Source organism: Vibrio sp. ED002 (assembly GCF_023277445.1).
Classification (GTDB): domain Bacteria; phylum Pseudomonadota; class Gammaproteobacteria; order Enterobacterales; family Vibrionaceae; genus Vibrio; species Vibrio jasicida.
Window position 1 is genome coordinate 1,569,730 of record NZ_CP080239.1, and the last position, 16,188, is coordinate 1,585,917.

Here is a 16,188-nt window from a genome sequence, read left to right on the forward strand (position 1 = left end):
CCTCTAATGTTCTTATTACGGAATTTAAAAAGATCGCACCATGTTGTTGTCACCACATGGTGAAGTGTTAATGAATTGTGACAACGCTCACTCAACGATCTCTTTAATTGAAAAACTAAATCATCAGATGCATAGATATATTCAAGTTCTGGATTTAGTGATAGAGAGCCCTTACGGGTAAAAGTTTTGAAAGAGTCAAAAAAAGCCCGATTTACATTGTAAAGCGGGCTTGATGTTTATCAGGTTCTTTGGCTATTTGAGTTATGTGCGTAAACTCAGCTTACTTTGCCAATTTGTAGAATACGGTTGATAGTGGCGGTAAACGCAGCTCAAGAGACTGAGGTAACGACTCGCTTTCTACTTCTTCTGTTTCTACGCTGGCCAGCACTTCAAAATCGCTGCCATCGTATTTCACATCATCAGTATTCAACAGAAGCTCATATTTGCCTTCCATTGGAACACCCAAACGGAAACGCTCATGCGGCACTGGTGTGAAGTTACTGATCACCAATACACGCTCGCCTTTTTGGCTAATACGCTCGTGCGCCAAAATGCTGGAATCAGCTTCATCTTGCAGACGCCATTCAAAGCCAGCAGGCACGCAATCTTGGTCGTGCATCGCCGCTTCGTTTCGGTATAAGTGGTTTAAGTCACGAATCAGCGCTTGTACACCTTGGTGGCGACCAAACTCAAGTAAGAACCATTGCAACTGATCGTCGTGGTTCCATTCAGCCGTCTGGCCTAACTCAGCGCCCATGAAGTTGAGTTTCTTACCTGGCTGCGCATACATGTAGCCGTAGTACGCACGTAGGTTTGCAGTTTGCTGCCACTCATCACCCGGCATCTTGTTGTGAATAGAACCTTTGCCGTACACCACTTCATCATGAGATAGCGACAATACGTAGTTCTCACTATGTGCATAGACAAGCGGGAATGTGATGGTATTGTGATGGTATTTGCGGTGAACAGGGTCTTCTTGAATGTACGATAGACTGTCGTGCATCCAGCCCATGTTCCACTTAAAGCCAAAGCCTAAACCGCCCATAAACGTCGGAGCAGACACACCCGGGAATGCGGTCGATTCTTCTGCAATCGTCATCGCATTCGGGAAGTGCTTATACACCTCTTCGTTCATCCACTTCAAGGTTGCGATCGCATCGTAGTTCTCATTACCACCGTCGACGTTCGGGATCCACTGATCGTGGCTGCGTGAGTAGTCTAGGTAGAGCATTGAAGCGACAGCATCAACACGAATACCATCAATATGGAATTGCTCGAACCAGTACAGTGCGTTAGACACAAGGAAGCGACGAACATGTTCACGACCTAAATCGTAAATGTATGAGTTCCAATCTTGGTGCCAACCACGACGAGGATCTGGATCGTGGAACAGTGGCGTACCGTCGAAGTTCGCTAAGCCATGATCGTCCGACGGGAAGTGAGCAGGCACCCAATCCAGTACCACGCCCAAGCCAGCTTGGTGACACGCATCGACGAAGAATTTGAAATCGTCAGGTGAGCCGTAACGACTGGTTGGGGCAAATAGGCCAACTGGCTGATAACCCCAAGAACCAAAGAACGGATGTTCAGACACTGGCATGAGTTCAACGTGGGTATATCCCATGTCGACTAAGTATGGAACCAACTCAGTCGCCAGCTCACGATAATTTAGGAAATCACCGTCCGCATTGCGCTTCCAAGAACCAGCATGGAGTTCGTAGAAGGATAAAGCCTCATCACGTTTTTGCGTGACCGTTCGGTTTTGCCATTTGGTGTCTTGCCATTGGTAACGATTATGATCGTACGTAATCGATGCGAAAGACGGGTATTGCTCTGAGAAGAAACCCCAAGGGTCTTGTTTGTGAGGAAGCCCTTCCCCATTTGGTCCTTTGAGCTCAAATTTGTATTGTACGCCCTCTTCCAAATCAGGAATGAACAAGCCCCAAATGCCGTAATCAAGGCGTTGCATCGGATGACGGCGGCCATCCCACTGGTTGAAACTGCCAACTAGGCTAATGGCGGATGCATGAGGTGCGTAAACAAGGAATCGAACGCCCGAGATATTTTTACCATCTCGCTCCATCGTCACGAAATGTGAGCCCATGTAGTGGTACATGTCTTTTGGCGTATGCAGGTGCTCATATTCTTGATAAATATTGTGATATTGGTAAGGGTCGTCGACAAGCTGTTCAACACCATCCCAATTCACCGCTAATTGGTAGTGTGTTAAGTGCAAATCGCGCACTTCTTCTAGGACAAAAATGCTGTCACCATCGCGCTTTAATTCCACACGTGGCTCGCCTTCGACAACCAGTTCAACTTTGTCTGCACCTGGCATCCAGACTCTTAATGAACCTTCTTCGTCATTCGCAAAAGGCCCCAGTGTAGCAAACGGGTCTGAGTAAGCCGCCTCAGCCAATAGTTCGTATGCGCGTTTGTGGTTTTTCTTTACCTTAGTTTTCAAATCTTTCTCCCTAGCACCGATATTCTCCTAGTGGTTTTTGAATATCGGATTTCCTCAGCCAAACGTTGCGAATTCACAAAAATATAAAACCGCTCACTTTATCCATTCAATGAATAAAGTGGCATCAAAAAACAAAAATGCCCGCTATTGTTGCGGGCATAATAACGGTACTCCATCCTAACGGATCGTACCGATTTAATGAGTGACCTAGGCTGTACTTTCGTACCTCTACGCAATTAAATTCACGATTTCCTACATCACTCAATACTCATTATTTGCCTACTTTCGCACGCACTTCAGTGAGACGTTTCGAAATGCGGTTTACGTCTTCACGGCTAAAGATTTCATCAAGGTTCATCGACAACTTACGACGCCAGTTTGGATACTCATCTACCGTGCCAGGAATGTTAACTGGTTGATCCATCTCTAACCAGTCTTCAAGCTGAACACTCAGTAATGCAGAATCACCCGCAGCAACGTGCAATTGAAGCGCTTCACTCAAGTACGTGTCCATTGGAACGTATTGAGCATCATGGCCAATACCTTCTGGCAAGTAACCGTGCCAACGAACACTGTCTAGAATGCCTTGTTTACACTTCAAACGATCCTCAAATAGACCTTCTAATTGTTGCTCGTCTGGGTAAAGACCAATCTCACGCCCCATCTTTAAGTCATCGCAATGCCAGAAACCACGGAGGGTTGGCATGTCGTGTGTACACAATGCCGACATCGACTGTTCAGCGTAATGTTTCGGAGAAATGAAGCCGCCATCGTCTTTTGATGTTTCGAAGAAGAACACTTTGTATGAGTGAACGCCTGCGTCACGTAGGATATCGACAATTTCATCTGGCACGGTACCCAAGTCTTCACCGATAACTGAACACTGATGACGGTGAGATTCAAGTGCTAGGATTGCCAGCATGTCTTCAACTGGGTAGTAAAGGTAAGCACCTTCAGTCGCCTTTTCGCCTTTTGGAATCCACCATAGACGAAGTAGACCAAGAACGTGGTCAATACGCAGCGCACCACAGTGCTTCATGTTGGCACGTAATAGCTTGATGTACGCATCGTAACCAGTTGCTTCTAGCACTTGTGGGTTTAGCGGTGGTAGACCCCAGTTTTGACCTAGAGGACCAAGAATATCTGGCGGCGCGCCGATACTTGCATCTAGAACTAGGTTGCCTTCATCAGCCCACGTTTCACTACCTGAATCCGCAACGCCTACAGCGAGATCTCGGTAAAGACCAACGGTCATACCTTTTTCTTCAGCCAGTGCTTGCGCTTCTTTGATTTGATCGTCAGCGATCCACTGTAGGTACATGTACAGGTGAACACGCTCTTGATTATCTTTGATGTATTTCTGAGTCGCCGCCGAGTCAAATGTACGGTATTTCTCAGGGAATACAGGCCAACCCCACACGCTTGAATCTTCCGCGTGCAATTCACCATGCAAAGCATCAAATGCCGTTTGGTGAAGTAGGCTATCACCACCAAGCTCTACAAACTCTAGGAATGCACGAGCACGGTCAGTGTTCTTGTCTAAGTGACGCGCTTTGAACTCACTAAATAGTAGCGGTAACACGCTCATCTTCAGCTCAGACACTTCGGTGTAATTCACCCAATGTGATTCACGCGCTTTTTGCAGACGTTGTTGGAACTCTGCGCTGCCAACACGTTGCTGTGCTTCTGCACTTAACGCGAATTCAGGTACAGAGCTTACGTCGATGTACATGATGTTCAGCCAACGACGAGAAGACGGGCTGTATGGGCTCGCACCTTCTGGGTTCGCAGGGAACAATGAATGAATCGGGTTCAAACCAATGAAGTCACCGCCACGAGATGCGATATCACTCACCAGTTGCTTTAGATCGCCAAAATCACCGATACCCCAGTTATGCTGAGTACGCAGTGTATAAAGCTGGATGCTTGGGCCCCATAGCTTTTTGTGTTGGTTTAGATCTTCTTGCTTGAAACACGCTTTAGGTGTGATGATCAGTGACATTTCGTAAGGCGTTTTGCGACGCTTACGGCTGATGATCAGTTTGTGGTAACCCCATGCCAAGTTCTTTGGCAATGCAAACACTAGAGGGCCACCCTCAGCTCGTTCATCACGAACAATTTGCGACTGAAGATAGCCTTCAAGTACCTCTCCTTGTTCTGTTTCTAAACGCCAGCTAAATTCACTCTCGCGAGCACTCGTACCTAGGTTTAGTTCCACTTCGACTGGTTCGCCGTCGCGTAAAACAAGAACAGGGGCTAGTACGTCTTTCTTATGTTTTTTCTCAGCTGAAGCCAATAGCTTCTCATCGCTGCTAGTATCGTAGCCAAGTGAAGTGAGCAAGCGGCGCAGTGTTTCTTCTGAAACTTTTGCCTCGTCTCCCCACGCGCTGACGTAGCTATCTGCTAATCGCGCCATGTCTGCGACTTTCTTTAATGCTGTTTGTTCTTTCATCGCTTTCTCCGAAGGTAATACCAACACCTTCCATGTAGGGTTTTATTGTTATCAATAATTTATCTTTGAAAATGACCAAAGGTAGCACTCGGCTACCTTGGTCTTATACCCAAGTGACCTCAAGATGCACAGTTCAGAGCGTTGTCATTGATTCGAGTTCAAGGAAAGCAACGCCGCGGAATAGCAGCCTCTTTCCAAGTTGTTTGACACCGAAATCGGGTCAATGACACGCTCCCAGAGGGCGAGTTGCCTTGTCTTACATGCTTCGTTAACAATTTTTGATATAGAACCACTATATCTTCAAATCGTTGCCTTGCCTGAAAACCAAGTCAATCTCGCTGAACAAAGCATCCTGGGGTTACTTGGGTATCACTATTAGCGTTTTACCGTCTCAAGTTTCCAGATGTTGTTCACGTAGTCGCGGATAGAGCGGTCTGATGTGAACTTACCAACTAGGGCGGTGTTAAGAATGGCTTTCTTAGCCCAACCCGCTTGGTCCTTGTATTGTTTGCCCATGTCTTCATGCGCTTTCACATAAGATGCAAAGTCAGCAAGACATAGGTATGGGTCACCGCCATCTAGTAGGCTATCAAATGTCGCACGCAACAGACCTGGTTGACCTGGCGTAAACTCTTCGCCTGTTAGTAGGTCTAGAGACGCTTTCAGTAAGTGGTCAGCATTGTAGTAATCGTAAGGGTTGTAGCCAGCTGCTTTCACCGCTTTCACGCCTTCAACATCAAGACCGAAGATGTAGATGTTCTCGTCGCCCACTTCTTCACGAATCTCAACGTTAGCACCATCCATCGTACCGATAGTTAGGGCACCGTTAAGAGCCATCTTCATGTTACCTGTACCAGATGCTTCTTTACCCGCTAGCGAGATTTGTTGTGAAACGTCTGCCGCAGGGATGATGATCTCAGCCATGCTCACGCGGTAGTCAGGGATGAATACCACTTTCAGTTTGTTACCGAGGCGAGGATCGTTGTTGATCTTCTCTGCAACCTTGTTAACTGCGAACATAATTTCTTTCGCTAGGTGGTAACCCGGTGCTGCTTTTGCTGCGAAGAAACATACACGTGGCTCACACTCGAAACCTGGTTCGTTCAGGATACGGTGGTATAGAGACAGAATGTGTAGCAGATCTAAGTGCTGACGCTTGTACTCGTGTAGACGCTTGATTTGAACGTCGAAGATAGCGTTAGTATCTAGCTCGATACCCATGTTATCTAGAACCCAATCAGCAAGACGCTGTTTGTTTTCTTTCTTAACAGCCATGAATTCTTTTTGGAATTTCGCGTCTGTTGCGTATTTAGCGATGCCTTCTAGCTGCTCTAGTTTCGCAGGCCATTCTGGACCTACTTTCTCAGTGATTAGCTTAGAAAGACCTGGGTTACAGAACTTCAACCAACGACGAGGAGTGATACCGTTCGTTACGTTGTGTAGACGAGTTGGGTACATCTCGTGGAACTCTGGGAATAGGTCTTTCTTAACCAATTCAGAGTGAAGTGCTGCTACACCGTTTACTGCGTAAGAACCGATTACACATAGGTTAGCCATGCGAACCATGCGGTTGAAACCTTCTTGGATGATAGAAAGCTTCGCTTGCTTCTCACCGTCACCAGGCCACATCTTACGAACTTCTTGTAGGAAGCGGTGGTTGATTTCAAAAATGATTTCCATGTGACGTGGAAGTAGACGCTGGATTAGCGACTCTGGCCACGTCTCTAGTGCTTCTGGAAGTAGTGTGTGGTTGGTGTACGCAAATGTCTTAGAACTGATTTCCCAAGCCGCTTCCCAAGTAAGACCTTTTTCATCCATTAGAATGCGCATTAACTCAGGGATAGCAATGGTTGGGTGCGTATCGTTAAGCTGGATAGTCTCTTGCTTCGGTAGATCCGCTAGAGAGTAGCCTGCAGCTTCGTGGCGACGTAGGATGTCGCGTACAGACGCTGCTGAGTGGAAGTACTGTTGCATTAGACGCAGTGTTTTACCTTTCTCGTGGTTATCGTTCGGGTAAAGCACTTTAGTGATGTTACCTGCGTCGATCAGCGCGTGCTGAGCTTCGAAGTAATCACCGTTGTTAAAGCTTGCTAGTGAGAATGGTGCGATAGCCTGACATTCCCAAAGACGTAGAGGGTAAACCGTGTCTGATTCGTAACCGACGATAGGTAGATCCCAAGGCATTGCTTTTACAGACATGCCAGGAACCCATTTACGAACTTCTTTACCGTTCTCGTTTACCACTTCAACGTGACCGTAGAAACCGATTTCTTGCGCAAGCTCTGGACGAGCCACTTCCCAAGGGTAACCTTCTACACCGCGCCATGCGTCTGGTGCTTCTTGTTGACGGCCGTCTTTGAACGACTGCTTAAATAGACCGTATTCGTAGTGCAGGCCGTAACCTACAGTAGGGAATTCTTGCGCCGCACATGAATCCATGAAACATGCTGCTAGACGACCTAGACCACCGTTACCCAATGATGGGTCGCGTTCTTCTTCTAGAAGGTCGGTTAAGTTGTGACCTAGTTCAGCCATTGCTTCAGTGATCTCTTCGTAAAGACCCATGCTGATTAGGTTGTTACCCGTTAAACGACCGATTAGAAATTCTAGAGAAAGGTAGTTAACACTTTTCGCATTCTTGATGCGAGGATCTTCTTCTGTAGCAAGCAAATCACAAGTCGTGAATTCTGCCAGTGCGCGACCCATTGCTAGGTACCATGCACGGCTATCTGCATTTTCAATCGTGTGTGCATAAGTTACAGATAGATGCTTCTTCACACTCTCTTGGAACGACTTCTTGTCAAATTGTTTTTGTTGAGTTGGTTTCATTAAGAAATTCTCACGTCATTTAGTAATTCATCTGCCATACATCCTGCATTTCCCTCTGTGAATAAACATCCTCCTGTTTCTCCTCCTTCGTGGGAGGAGGGGGTAGGGCGTAGAGGGAGTACCATTGAAAAGTTAGTGATCCAAATCGCAACACAGCTGTCTCTCGTCCTGTTCTTAGTGATTCGGATCACAACCAATCTTGAGAAAGATTAAAATTTGTTCATGACGGTTTTTATGACCCCTTCCCACTCCAATGTAAAAAGTGTCTAATCGATCACATTACGTCTTTTAACATCGATAATTTTTTCGTAATAGATGTGCAACTCAAACTACATGGAATCAATACCAGCGACATTTAAGTGACCAGAATCACAAATGCAGGGCGTAGTTGACGGCATTTTCATCAACTCTCGAGAATTAGGAAGTGGATCAAAGTAAGAGGCATTTCTGATGTCGTACCATCCCAAACGACTCACAAGCCTGTACACTTTTCATACAAACTAAAATTTTTAGTGGTGTGAGTCAGTTTTCTAGTTTCGCTAGCTCAAAAAACAAGGACAGAATCAATAATGTGGATTCCATCTAAACTTACTCGTCCGGGTCGTTTGCATAATGCTATCGTCCGTCCACGAGTATTGGACTTACTACAACAAGCGCCTTACTACAAATTAGTACTATTCCGCTCGCCTGCTGGTTACGGGAAAACCACAATGGCGGCTCAGTGGCTGTCAGATAAACCCAATGTCGGTTGGTATAGCATTGACGATAGCGATAACGATGGCTTTCGTTTCGTTAACTATCTACTGCAAGCCTTAAATAAAGCCACCAACTACAACTGCTCTAATGCTCAAAAACTGGCGGAGAAACGTCAGTTCTCTTCGTTGCGCTCTCTATTCAGCGAAGTTTTCGCCGAAATGGCGGATTTTCAGCATGAGTGCTACGTCGTTTTAGACGATTACCATTTGATCACCAACGACGAAATTCATGAGTCAATGCGCTTCTTCTTAAAGCACATGCCAGACAACCTAACCGTGGTTGTGACAAGCCGTGCGGCACCACCTTTGGGTACGGCTAACTTACGCGTACGCGATTTAATGATCGAAATTGGCAACGAAATGTTGGCATTCGATACAGAGGAAACCACACGTTTCTTCAACCAACGTATTGCCGATGGCATTGATGAAGACATGGCAAACAATCTACGTACCTATGTGGAAGGTTGGCCATCCGCGTTGCAATTGATCGCGCTGCAAGCACAACATCAAAACCGCACACTGGCACAAACCGTCGAGTCGGTTTCTCAGTTTAATCATGCGCACCTATGGGATTACCTCGTCGAAGAAGTGTTTGATTTGCTTGATCACGAAACACGCCACTTCTTAATGCAAGTGTCGGTGCTGGACCATTTCAATGATGAATTAGTTTTCGCACTCACACAGCGTGAAGACGCGCTAGGTATGATTGAATCTCTAAACCGCTATGGCCTGTTCATCTATCCGTTGGAAGGTGAGCAAAACTGGTTCCGCTTCCACAATTTATTTGGCGAATTCCTTTCTCATGAACGTCTTGCTCGAATTCCACAACAAGAAAAAGACCTACATCGTAATGCCGCCGTTGCTTGGTTGAACCAGAAAGCACCGCATCAAGCCATTCATCATGCGCAGAAATCTCATGATACCGACTTGATCGTCGAAATCTTAAATGAATTTGGTTGGAAGATGTTTAACCAAGGTGAGTTAACCACCTTAGAATCGGCGATCAACAAACTGGATAAAGAGTTACTCTTCAGCCATCCAAAACTGTCGATGCTAAGAGCATGGTTGGCACAAAGCCAACACCGTTACAATCAAGTGGGCGAGTTGCTGGCAGAAGCCGAAGAAGAACACACTAAGCGAGATATCGAGTTGGATTCTGGCTACCAAGGCCAAGCCCACGCCCTGCTCGCTCAAGTTGCGATCAACAGCAACCAACCAGAGCGTGCATTGGAACTAGCCGAACTTGCATTGAGCCAACTTGACCCTACCGTGTACCGCAGTCGCATCGTGGCGACATCGGTCGTCGGTGAAGTTAACCACGTATTGGGTAAGCTCGATCGTGCATTGCCAATGATGCAGCAAACCGAAAAGTTGGCTCGCCAGTATCAGGTTTACCACCAAGCGTTGTGGGCAATCCTGCAGCAAAGCGAAATTATGATTGCGCAAGGTTACGTTCAAGCAGCATTTGAACTGCAAGACTCAGGCTTCCGTCTGATCGAAGACCAGCAGCTACAACACGTACCCCTTCATGAATTCTTGCTGCGTATTCGCGCTCAAGTATTGTGGTGTTGGAACCGTCTGGATGAAGCGGAAGAGTGTGCGTACAAAGGTCTGCAAATTCTGGAAAATCACTCACCAAGCAAGCACTTACATAGCTACTCAATGCTGGCACGTATTGCAATTGGCCGTGGTGAACTCGATAAAGCAGGAAAATTCATTGAGCACATCCAACACTTGATGAAACAGTCTACTTACCACGTAGATTGGACTGCGAACGCCTCACTTTCTCTGATCTTGTTCTGGCAAGCGCGCGGTAACACAGAAGCGATTCAAGAATGGTTGAATACTGCCGTTCGCCCTGAATCCGCATGTAATCACTTCCAACAACTGCAATGGCGTAACATTGCTCGCGCTCATATCAACCTAGGCCAATATGATGAAGCACGTGAGGCACTGAACTTTTTGCAAAGCGAAGCTAGTCGCACGAATTTGGTGACGGATACAAACCGCAACTTGGTTGTAGAGGCTATCTTGGCAGCACGCCAAAAAGACGAAGACCAAGCGAAAGCGCTATTGAAAGAAGCCCTAGTTATGACGAACCAAACTGGCATGGTAGGTAACTTCCTTACTGATGGAGCCACCATTGGTGGTCTGTTAGAGAAGCTAAGTCTTCGTCACGAACTCGGTGACCTAGAACGTCATCGTGCTCAGCAATTGATGAAAGACATTTCATCAAACCAACGTAGTCGTTCTATTCACTTCGATGAAGACTTTATTGAGAAATTGGTGAATCACCCGAACGTACCGGAACTGGTTCGTACAAGTCCACTGACTCAACGCGAATGGCAAGTTCTTGGTCTAATCTACTCAGGCTTTAGCAACGAACAAATCGCGCAAGAGTTGGATGTCGCAGGCACAACGATTAAGACTCACATTCGTAACTTGTACCAAAAGCTCAACATTGCTAACCGTAAGGAAGCCATCGTAACAGCGGAAAATCTATTGCAGTTGATGGGTTACTGATCGGACTGAATAAATTAGTGCTAGATACTAGGGTTGACGTTATGCGTCAGCCCTTTTTATTGCTCATTAATCGTTGAAAAGTGCAAATTGCAAAGCACGTAGGAAACGTTGTACATATATACCCGAGTCATTCTCGCAGAATCAAGCATCTCAAGGTTATTTGGGTATACTACAGACAAAAAAATAGCCAACCGCAATTAAGGCGATTGGCTTATGTATGATGTGAACAATGTGTATTCACTAACAACGTCAGTTGGCTAGGTGACCCTCGGCTTAAGAAGGGTCGAAAAGAATTATGCATTAATCATGCCAATTTGAAAAGCTTTATTTTTGGGCACAAGATCTCATATCAGATCAGACCAGAACGGATAAATTTGCAATATGCAAAACCAAAACGCAAAACGCAGTTGCAATACGCAACCATACTTCATAAATGATAAATAAATCATCAAATGGCCAGATTCACGATATTTATTGTTTAGTTTGGATGATTTAGACAGTGTTGCGCCTTTTATATTTCCCCTCTTCACATTGCTAAATCTCGCCTATCGTTCTGTTTTATTTGTTCAAACTCGCGATAGAGTTTGTGTTTCTCCGATAAGCCATCATTTCGAACTCTTCCGAAACACTATTTCATACTTTTTTGACATCAATGTTTGTATACTCACTGCCATCAACATGACTTAGTACTTGAGAAATGAACTATCTAATCACCTACTTTAAAGGAATGGCCATGGGTGCAGCTGATGTTGTTCCTGGCGTATCAGGCGGCACCATTGCATTCATTACCGGCATTTACGACACGCTGCTAGAAAGCATTCGACGTATTAACCCATCACTTTTCTCGATTTGGAAAAAAGATGGCTTCAAAGCCGCATTTAACCATATTAACGGCTTCTTCCTGATTTCATTGTTTGCGGGCATTTTCACTAGTATCGCAACACTGGCAAAACTGATCAGCTGGCTACTAGAAACCCACCCAATTCCAATCTGGTCTTTCTTCTTCGGCCTGATTTTGGTGTCGGTCTACCACATCATTCGCCAAGTAGAGAAACGCGATGCGATTCGCTTTGTTGCCCTCTTGATTGGTATTGGCTTTGCCTACAGCATCACGGTACTAAAACCACTTCACATGGAGCCAACTGCAATCAACACCATTCTTGCAGGTGCGATTGCGATTTGTGCAATGATCCTACCGGGCATCTCAGGCAGCTTTATTTTGCTGTTGATCGGCATGTACGCTCCTGTACTAGGCGCAGTGAAAGGGTTCCAAGTTGATATTCTTGCACTGTTCCTTGTTGGCTGTGTGGTCGGTCTATTGTCTTTCTCTCACCTGTTATCTTGGCTACTGCGCAAATTCCGCGATTTAACTTTGATGTTCCTAACAGGCTTGATGATCGGCACGCTACCGAAGATCTGGCCTTGGAAAGAGACGTTAACATGGCGTACAAACTCGAAAGGTGAACAAGTACCATTGCTAGAGCAAAACCTATCACCGTTTGAGTTTGAGCACATCACGTCTCAACCATCACAACTGGTGTTAGCCGTGATCATGATGCTAGCTGCCATTGCACTGGTACTTGGTTTAGAAAAGTTTGCGGATTCAAACAAATAAATCTGAACTACTATTCCATCATTTAAGAAGCGGAGCCATTGGCTCCGCTTTTTTATTTACGCTCTACAAACCAAGTCATTCTCGCTGAACCAAGCATCTCAAGGTTACTTGGGTATAGTGCACAATTTGTTGAAGTTACGAGTTTTCCTACATCCCATCTGTGCTAGGATGCAGACAATGTTAAGTGATAAATACTGAATCTTAATGAAAGTGTTACAAATCGCAGGGATAGCCGTTGCACTGGTTGCTGGCTTTTACGCGCCTACCCTGATCAAAAACTTCTCTTCAGCGCCCGAGCCTAAGTCGCTCGATGAATACTGTTTCCTCTCTACTGAACCTTGCATCCAACATGATGTTGCGATGACGCTTAGCGTCGATACTGCTCAACCTCTGATCCCCGCTCAACTCGAAGTCGAATGGCAAGACAGCGAAGCCGATCAGCTTGTATTAAGTTTGGTTGGTCGAGAAATGGAAATGGGCGAGCCAAAATTCATGCTGAAGAAAGTGGCGCCGGGTAAATTCGTGGGCGACGTGACATTGCCCGTTTGTACACAAGATTCGATGACGTGGGTTGGTGAGCTTTCCGACGGTAAAGACACCATCTACCCAGCCCTCAAAATGCAAAGATAAGGAATTGATATGAGCCGTAATTGGTCTCTTTTTCTCGTGGTTGCTTTTGTCCTCGGCTTTGGTACCAAAACGTATCTAGATGGACAAAAAGACGTAGAGAAAAAACAACAAGTCGCGACCGAACAAAGTGTGTTGTTCGGCGAAGGCGATAAACCTGTCGATATCTTCGATACCAGCGATGATCGCATTCGCATTGTTTACTTTGGCTTTACGCGTTGCCCAGACGTGTGTCCGACCTCATTAGCCATGCTAGCAGGCGCACTCAATCAAATCGACGATGCGCAAAAAGCACAGTTGCGCTCGATGTTTATCTCGCTTGATCCAGAGCGCGACGAAGCCGATGCATCCGCCAAATACGCGCACTACTTCCACCCTATGATTGAAGGCCTGTCAGCACCGTTGGATGTCACCACCCCACTTGCTCACAAGTACGGTGTTATCTTCCGTAAAACGGAACTCGAAGGTTCTGAGCTGAAATACACTCTCGACCACAGCTCATATTTCTATTTCTTGAAGCCCGACGGCACACTCATCACCAAAGTGCCTCATACCCTAACGCCTGCACCAATTGTCGAGGCGATAACCAAACTGACTGCAGAAGGAAAAACCAATGAAAGCTAAGCATGCAATCAAAACGTTGGCACTCTCCGCCCTACTTCTAAGCCCTTTGGCGCAAGCAAATCTCAACGTGATGCCTCATGAACCATACGCGCGAGCGATGGCGCCAGGCGCAACGACAAGCGCGGTCTTCGTGACATTCGCTAACCGAAGCCAAGAAGACATCAATATCGTTGCAGCAGAAACACCAGCAGCAGGCAAAGTTGAGCTGCACGATGTGATTAAAGAAGGTGATGTGATGAAGATGCGTCAAGTAGATCACATCACACTAACAGCAAAAGAAACCACCGAGCTAAAACCGGGCAGCTTGCATATCATGCTGTTCGACCTTAAACAGCCGCTTAATGAAGGCGACGAAATCGAAGTCACCGTGACTTACGACAATGGTCAAAAGCAAAGCTTTACCGCACCGGTTAAAAAAGTCATGGCTGGAATGAAAAAGCACGAGCATCAGCATTAATTGTTGCTCGACAAATCAGTTCAAAGCTCCTCCAACGTGAGGAGCTTTTTTATTCCTCTCTCTTTTCTCTGAGCAGCATTCACCAAGCTATCAATGCATAATTTTGTGTCCTAAATCAGAGCGAAACAGCCGCAGCTGAGATATAAACAAGGCTTTGCTGCCAAACGAGTTTCTCGCCATGTTAAAAGCCCTTTCTCGCGTCTTCAAAATGCTGACGCAAGTGAATCCAAATCTAGAACAAGATGTCGACACCGTGATACAAGCCATAGGCGGTTTGAATAATTTGGTCGAAACGGGCGCTTGCGCGACAAGGCTACGCCTAACGTTAAAAAGCACCGCTATCGTGAATCAAAAAGCATTGAAAGAACACGGGGCACACGGTGTGGTGATCATCGATGACCGACATATCCAAATCATCTACGGCGTAAAAGCCAACACCTATTCACAAGAGATGGAAGAACGTCGAATAAAACACATATAAAACGCAAAGGAGTTGTAAGATTCGAATCACAGCCGCTATACTCCGGCAGTTAACTCACCAACGAAGAGGAAATATGATGATTGTAATGAATAACACTAACTGGGCAGTGAAAGGGTAAACGTCCAACTTTTTCTCGTGGCTAAGCCACAGCACCTCCCTTCTTTGCCCGGTTTCCACCGGGGTCAGCTCTATGCGAATTAGACCCTCATACGATTTGTATTAAGGCGCTTTGCGGCGTCTGGGATAATTCAACAATGAATAAAACACATTCTTTTTGTGAAACACTACTTACTCAACCTAACCCGTTAAAGCTATTAGGTTGGAAACCTTTTTTTCAACAACAACTGACGTTAGACGATTACGAAGACACACTCTTCGCGCGAGTGATTGCTCACCATCGCAGTGGCTATGTCGTGGTAAGCGAGCAAGGTGAAACCCATTTGCCTATCCAAGCCTCACTACCCAGCATGACAGTGGGCGACTGGGTGATACTAAACCACCAACAACAGTTTTCTCGTTTACTTGAACGCCGCAGCTTATTCAGTCGTAAAGCCGCAGGCAGCAAGGTTGCCGAGCAGCTTATCGCCGCAAATGTGGATACCGTATTTATCGTTTGTTCAGTCAACCACGACTTTAACCTCAGCCGCATTGAGCGTTATTTAACTTTGGTCAATGAAGCCGATGTTGAGCCCGTGATTGTGCTGACCAAAGCCGATTTATGTGACGATGTCGATGAACTAAAAACTCAGGTGCAAAGGCTCGATCCATTGCTAATGGTCGAAAGCGTAAATGGCCTAGATGAATCGAGCGTAAGCAAGTTAATGAGTTGGTGCGGCGAAGGGCAAACCGTTGCTTTTATTGGCTCATCTGGTGTGGGTAAATCCACTTTAGTGAACACGCTACTAGGCGAACAAGAACAAGAAACAGGTGGTATCCGTGAAGACGACAGCAAAGGTCGACACACTACCACTTCTCGCTCTATTCACTTGTTACCTTCTGGCGGCATCTTAATGGACACGCCAGGAATGCGTGAGATCCAATTGACCGATTGCGAAGCTGGCGTTAGTGAGACCTTCTCTGATATCGAAGCATTAGCAGAGCAATGCCGATTTGGTGATTGTCAGCATCAAACAGAGCCAGGTTGCGCCGTTCAAGCTGCGATTGAAGATGGCACGTTGGAGATGCGCCGCTTTACTAACTACCAGAAGTTACTGCGCGAACAAGCCCATAACGGCGCGACACTTGCTAAGAAGCGAGCGCAAAGCAAGCAATTTGGAAAGATGGTACGTAATGTCGTCGGAGAAAAGCGAAAACGCCAACAAGGTTACTAAGTTGTAGTATTTAGGTAATCAATAGAACAA

Annotated in this window: 10 protein-coding genes; 7 read left to right on the forward strand and 3 right to left on the reverse strand. The window is 46.0% G+C overall.

Annotation, left to right across the window (positions count from 1 at the left end):
* Positions 1-280: 280 nt before the first annotated feature.
* The 3 genes from glgB to ITG12_RS23710 form a co-directional block, all read right to left on the reverse strand.
* The gene (gene glgB, locus ITG12_RS23700; protein WP_038868973.1) at positions 281-2,485 is read right to left on the reverse strand and encodes a 1,4-alpha-glucan branching protein GlgB; all 2,205 of its coding nucleotides are present in this window, start codon (positions 2,483-2,485) and stop codon (positions 281-283) included.
* Positions 2,486-2,735: 250 nt separating this feature from the next.
* Positions 2,736-4,916: a 4-alpha-glucanotransferase gene (malQ, locus tag ITG12_RS23705; protein ID WP_038881318.1), complete on the reverse strand. Its 2,181-nt coding sequence runs from the start codon at positions 4,914-4,916 to the stop codon at positions 2,736-2,738.
* Positions 4,917-5,291: 375 nt separating this feature from the next.
* Complete coding sequence (locus ITG12_RS23710; protein ID WP_038881316.1) at positions 5,292-7,745, reverse strand: glycogen/starch/alpha-glucan phosphorylase; 2,454 nt, start codon at positions 7,743-7,745, stop codon at positions 5,292-5,294.
* Between the two features lie 569 nt (positions 7,746-8,314).
* Here ITG12_RS23710 and malT point away from each other — a divergent pair.
* The 7 genes from malT to rsgA all read left to right on the forward strand — a co-directional run bounded on the left by malT (position 8,315) and on the right by rsgA (position 16,158).
* Positions 8,315-11,023: an HTH-type transcriptional regulator MalT gene (gene malT, locus ITG12_RS23715; protein ID WP_038881313.1), complete on the forward strand. Its 2,709-nt coding sequence runs from the start codon at positions 8,315-8,317 to the stop codon at positions 11,021-11,023.
* A gap of 697 nt (positions 11,024-11,720) precedes the next feature.
* Positions 11,721-12,638, forward strand: coding sequence for a DUF368 domain-containing protein (locus tag ITG12_RS23720; RefSeq protein ID WP_038868965.1), 918 nt, complete (start codon positions 11,721-11,723; stop codon positions 12,636-12,638).
* A 204-nt stretch (positions 12,639-12,842) separates the two neighbouring features.
* Positions 12,843-13,268 carry a hypothetical protein gene (locus ITG12_RS23725; protein WP_005437869.1) on the forward strand — a complete coding sequence of 142 codons (426 nt, stop codon included), beginning with the start codon at positions 12,843-12,845 and terminating at the stop codon, positions 13,266-13,268.
* A gap of 9 nt (positions 13,269-13,277) precedes the next feature.
* Positions 13,278-13,889, forward strand: a complete 612-nt coding sequence (locus ITG12_RS23730) for an SCO family protein (RefSeq protein ID WP_248874264.1) — start codon at positions 13,278-13,280, stop codon at positions 13,887-13,889.
* A complete protein-coding gene (locus ITG12_RS23735) occupies positions 13,879-14,346 on the forward strand; it encodes a copper chaperone PCu(A)C (protein WP_063344172.1) in 468 nt (155 codons plus the stop codon). The genes ITG12_RS23730 and ITG12_RS23735 overlap by 11 nt, the downstream gene beginning before the upstream one ends.
* A gap of 178 nt (positions 14,347-14,524) precedes the next feature.
* The gene (locus ITG12_RS23740) at positions 14,525-14,827 is read left to right on the forward strand and encodes a glucose PTS transporter subunit EIIB (RefSeq protein WP_045498636.1); all 303 of its coding nucleotides are present in this window, start codon (positions 14,525-14,527) and stop codon (positions 14,825-14,827) included.
* 254 nt (positions 14,828-15,081) lie between these two features.
* Positions 15,082-16,158 carry a ribosome small subunit-dependent GTPase A gene (rsgA, locus tag ITG12_RS23745; RefSeq protein WP_248874266.1) on the forward strand — a complete coding sequence of 359 codons (1,077 nt, stop codon included), beginning with the start codon at positions 15,082-15,084 and terminating at the stop codon, positions 16,156-16,158.
* Positions 16,159-16,188: the final 30 nt, after the last annotated feature.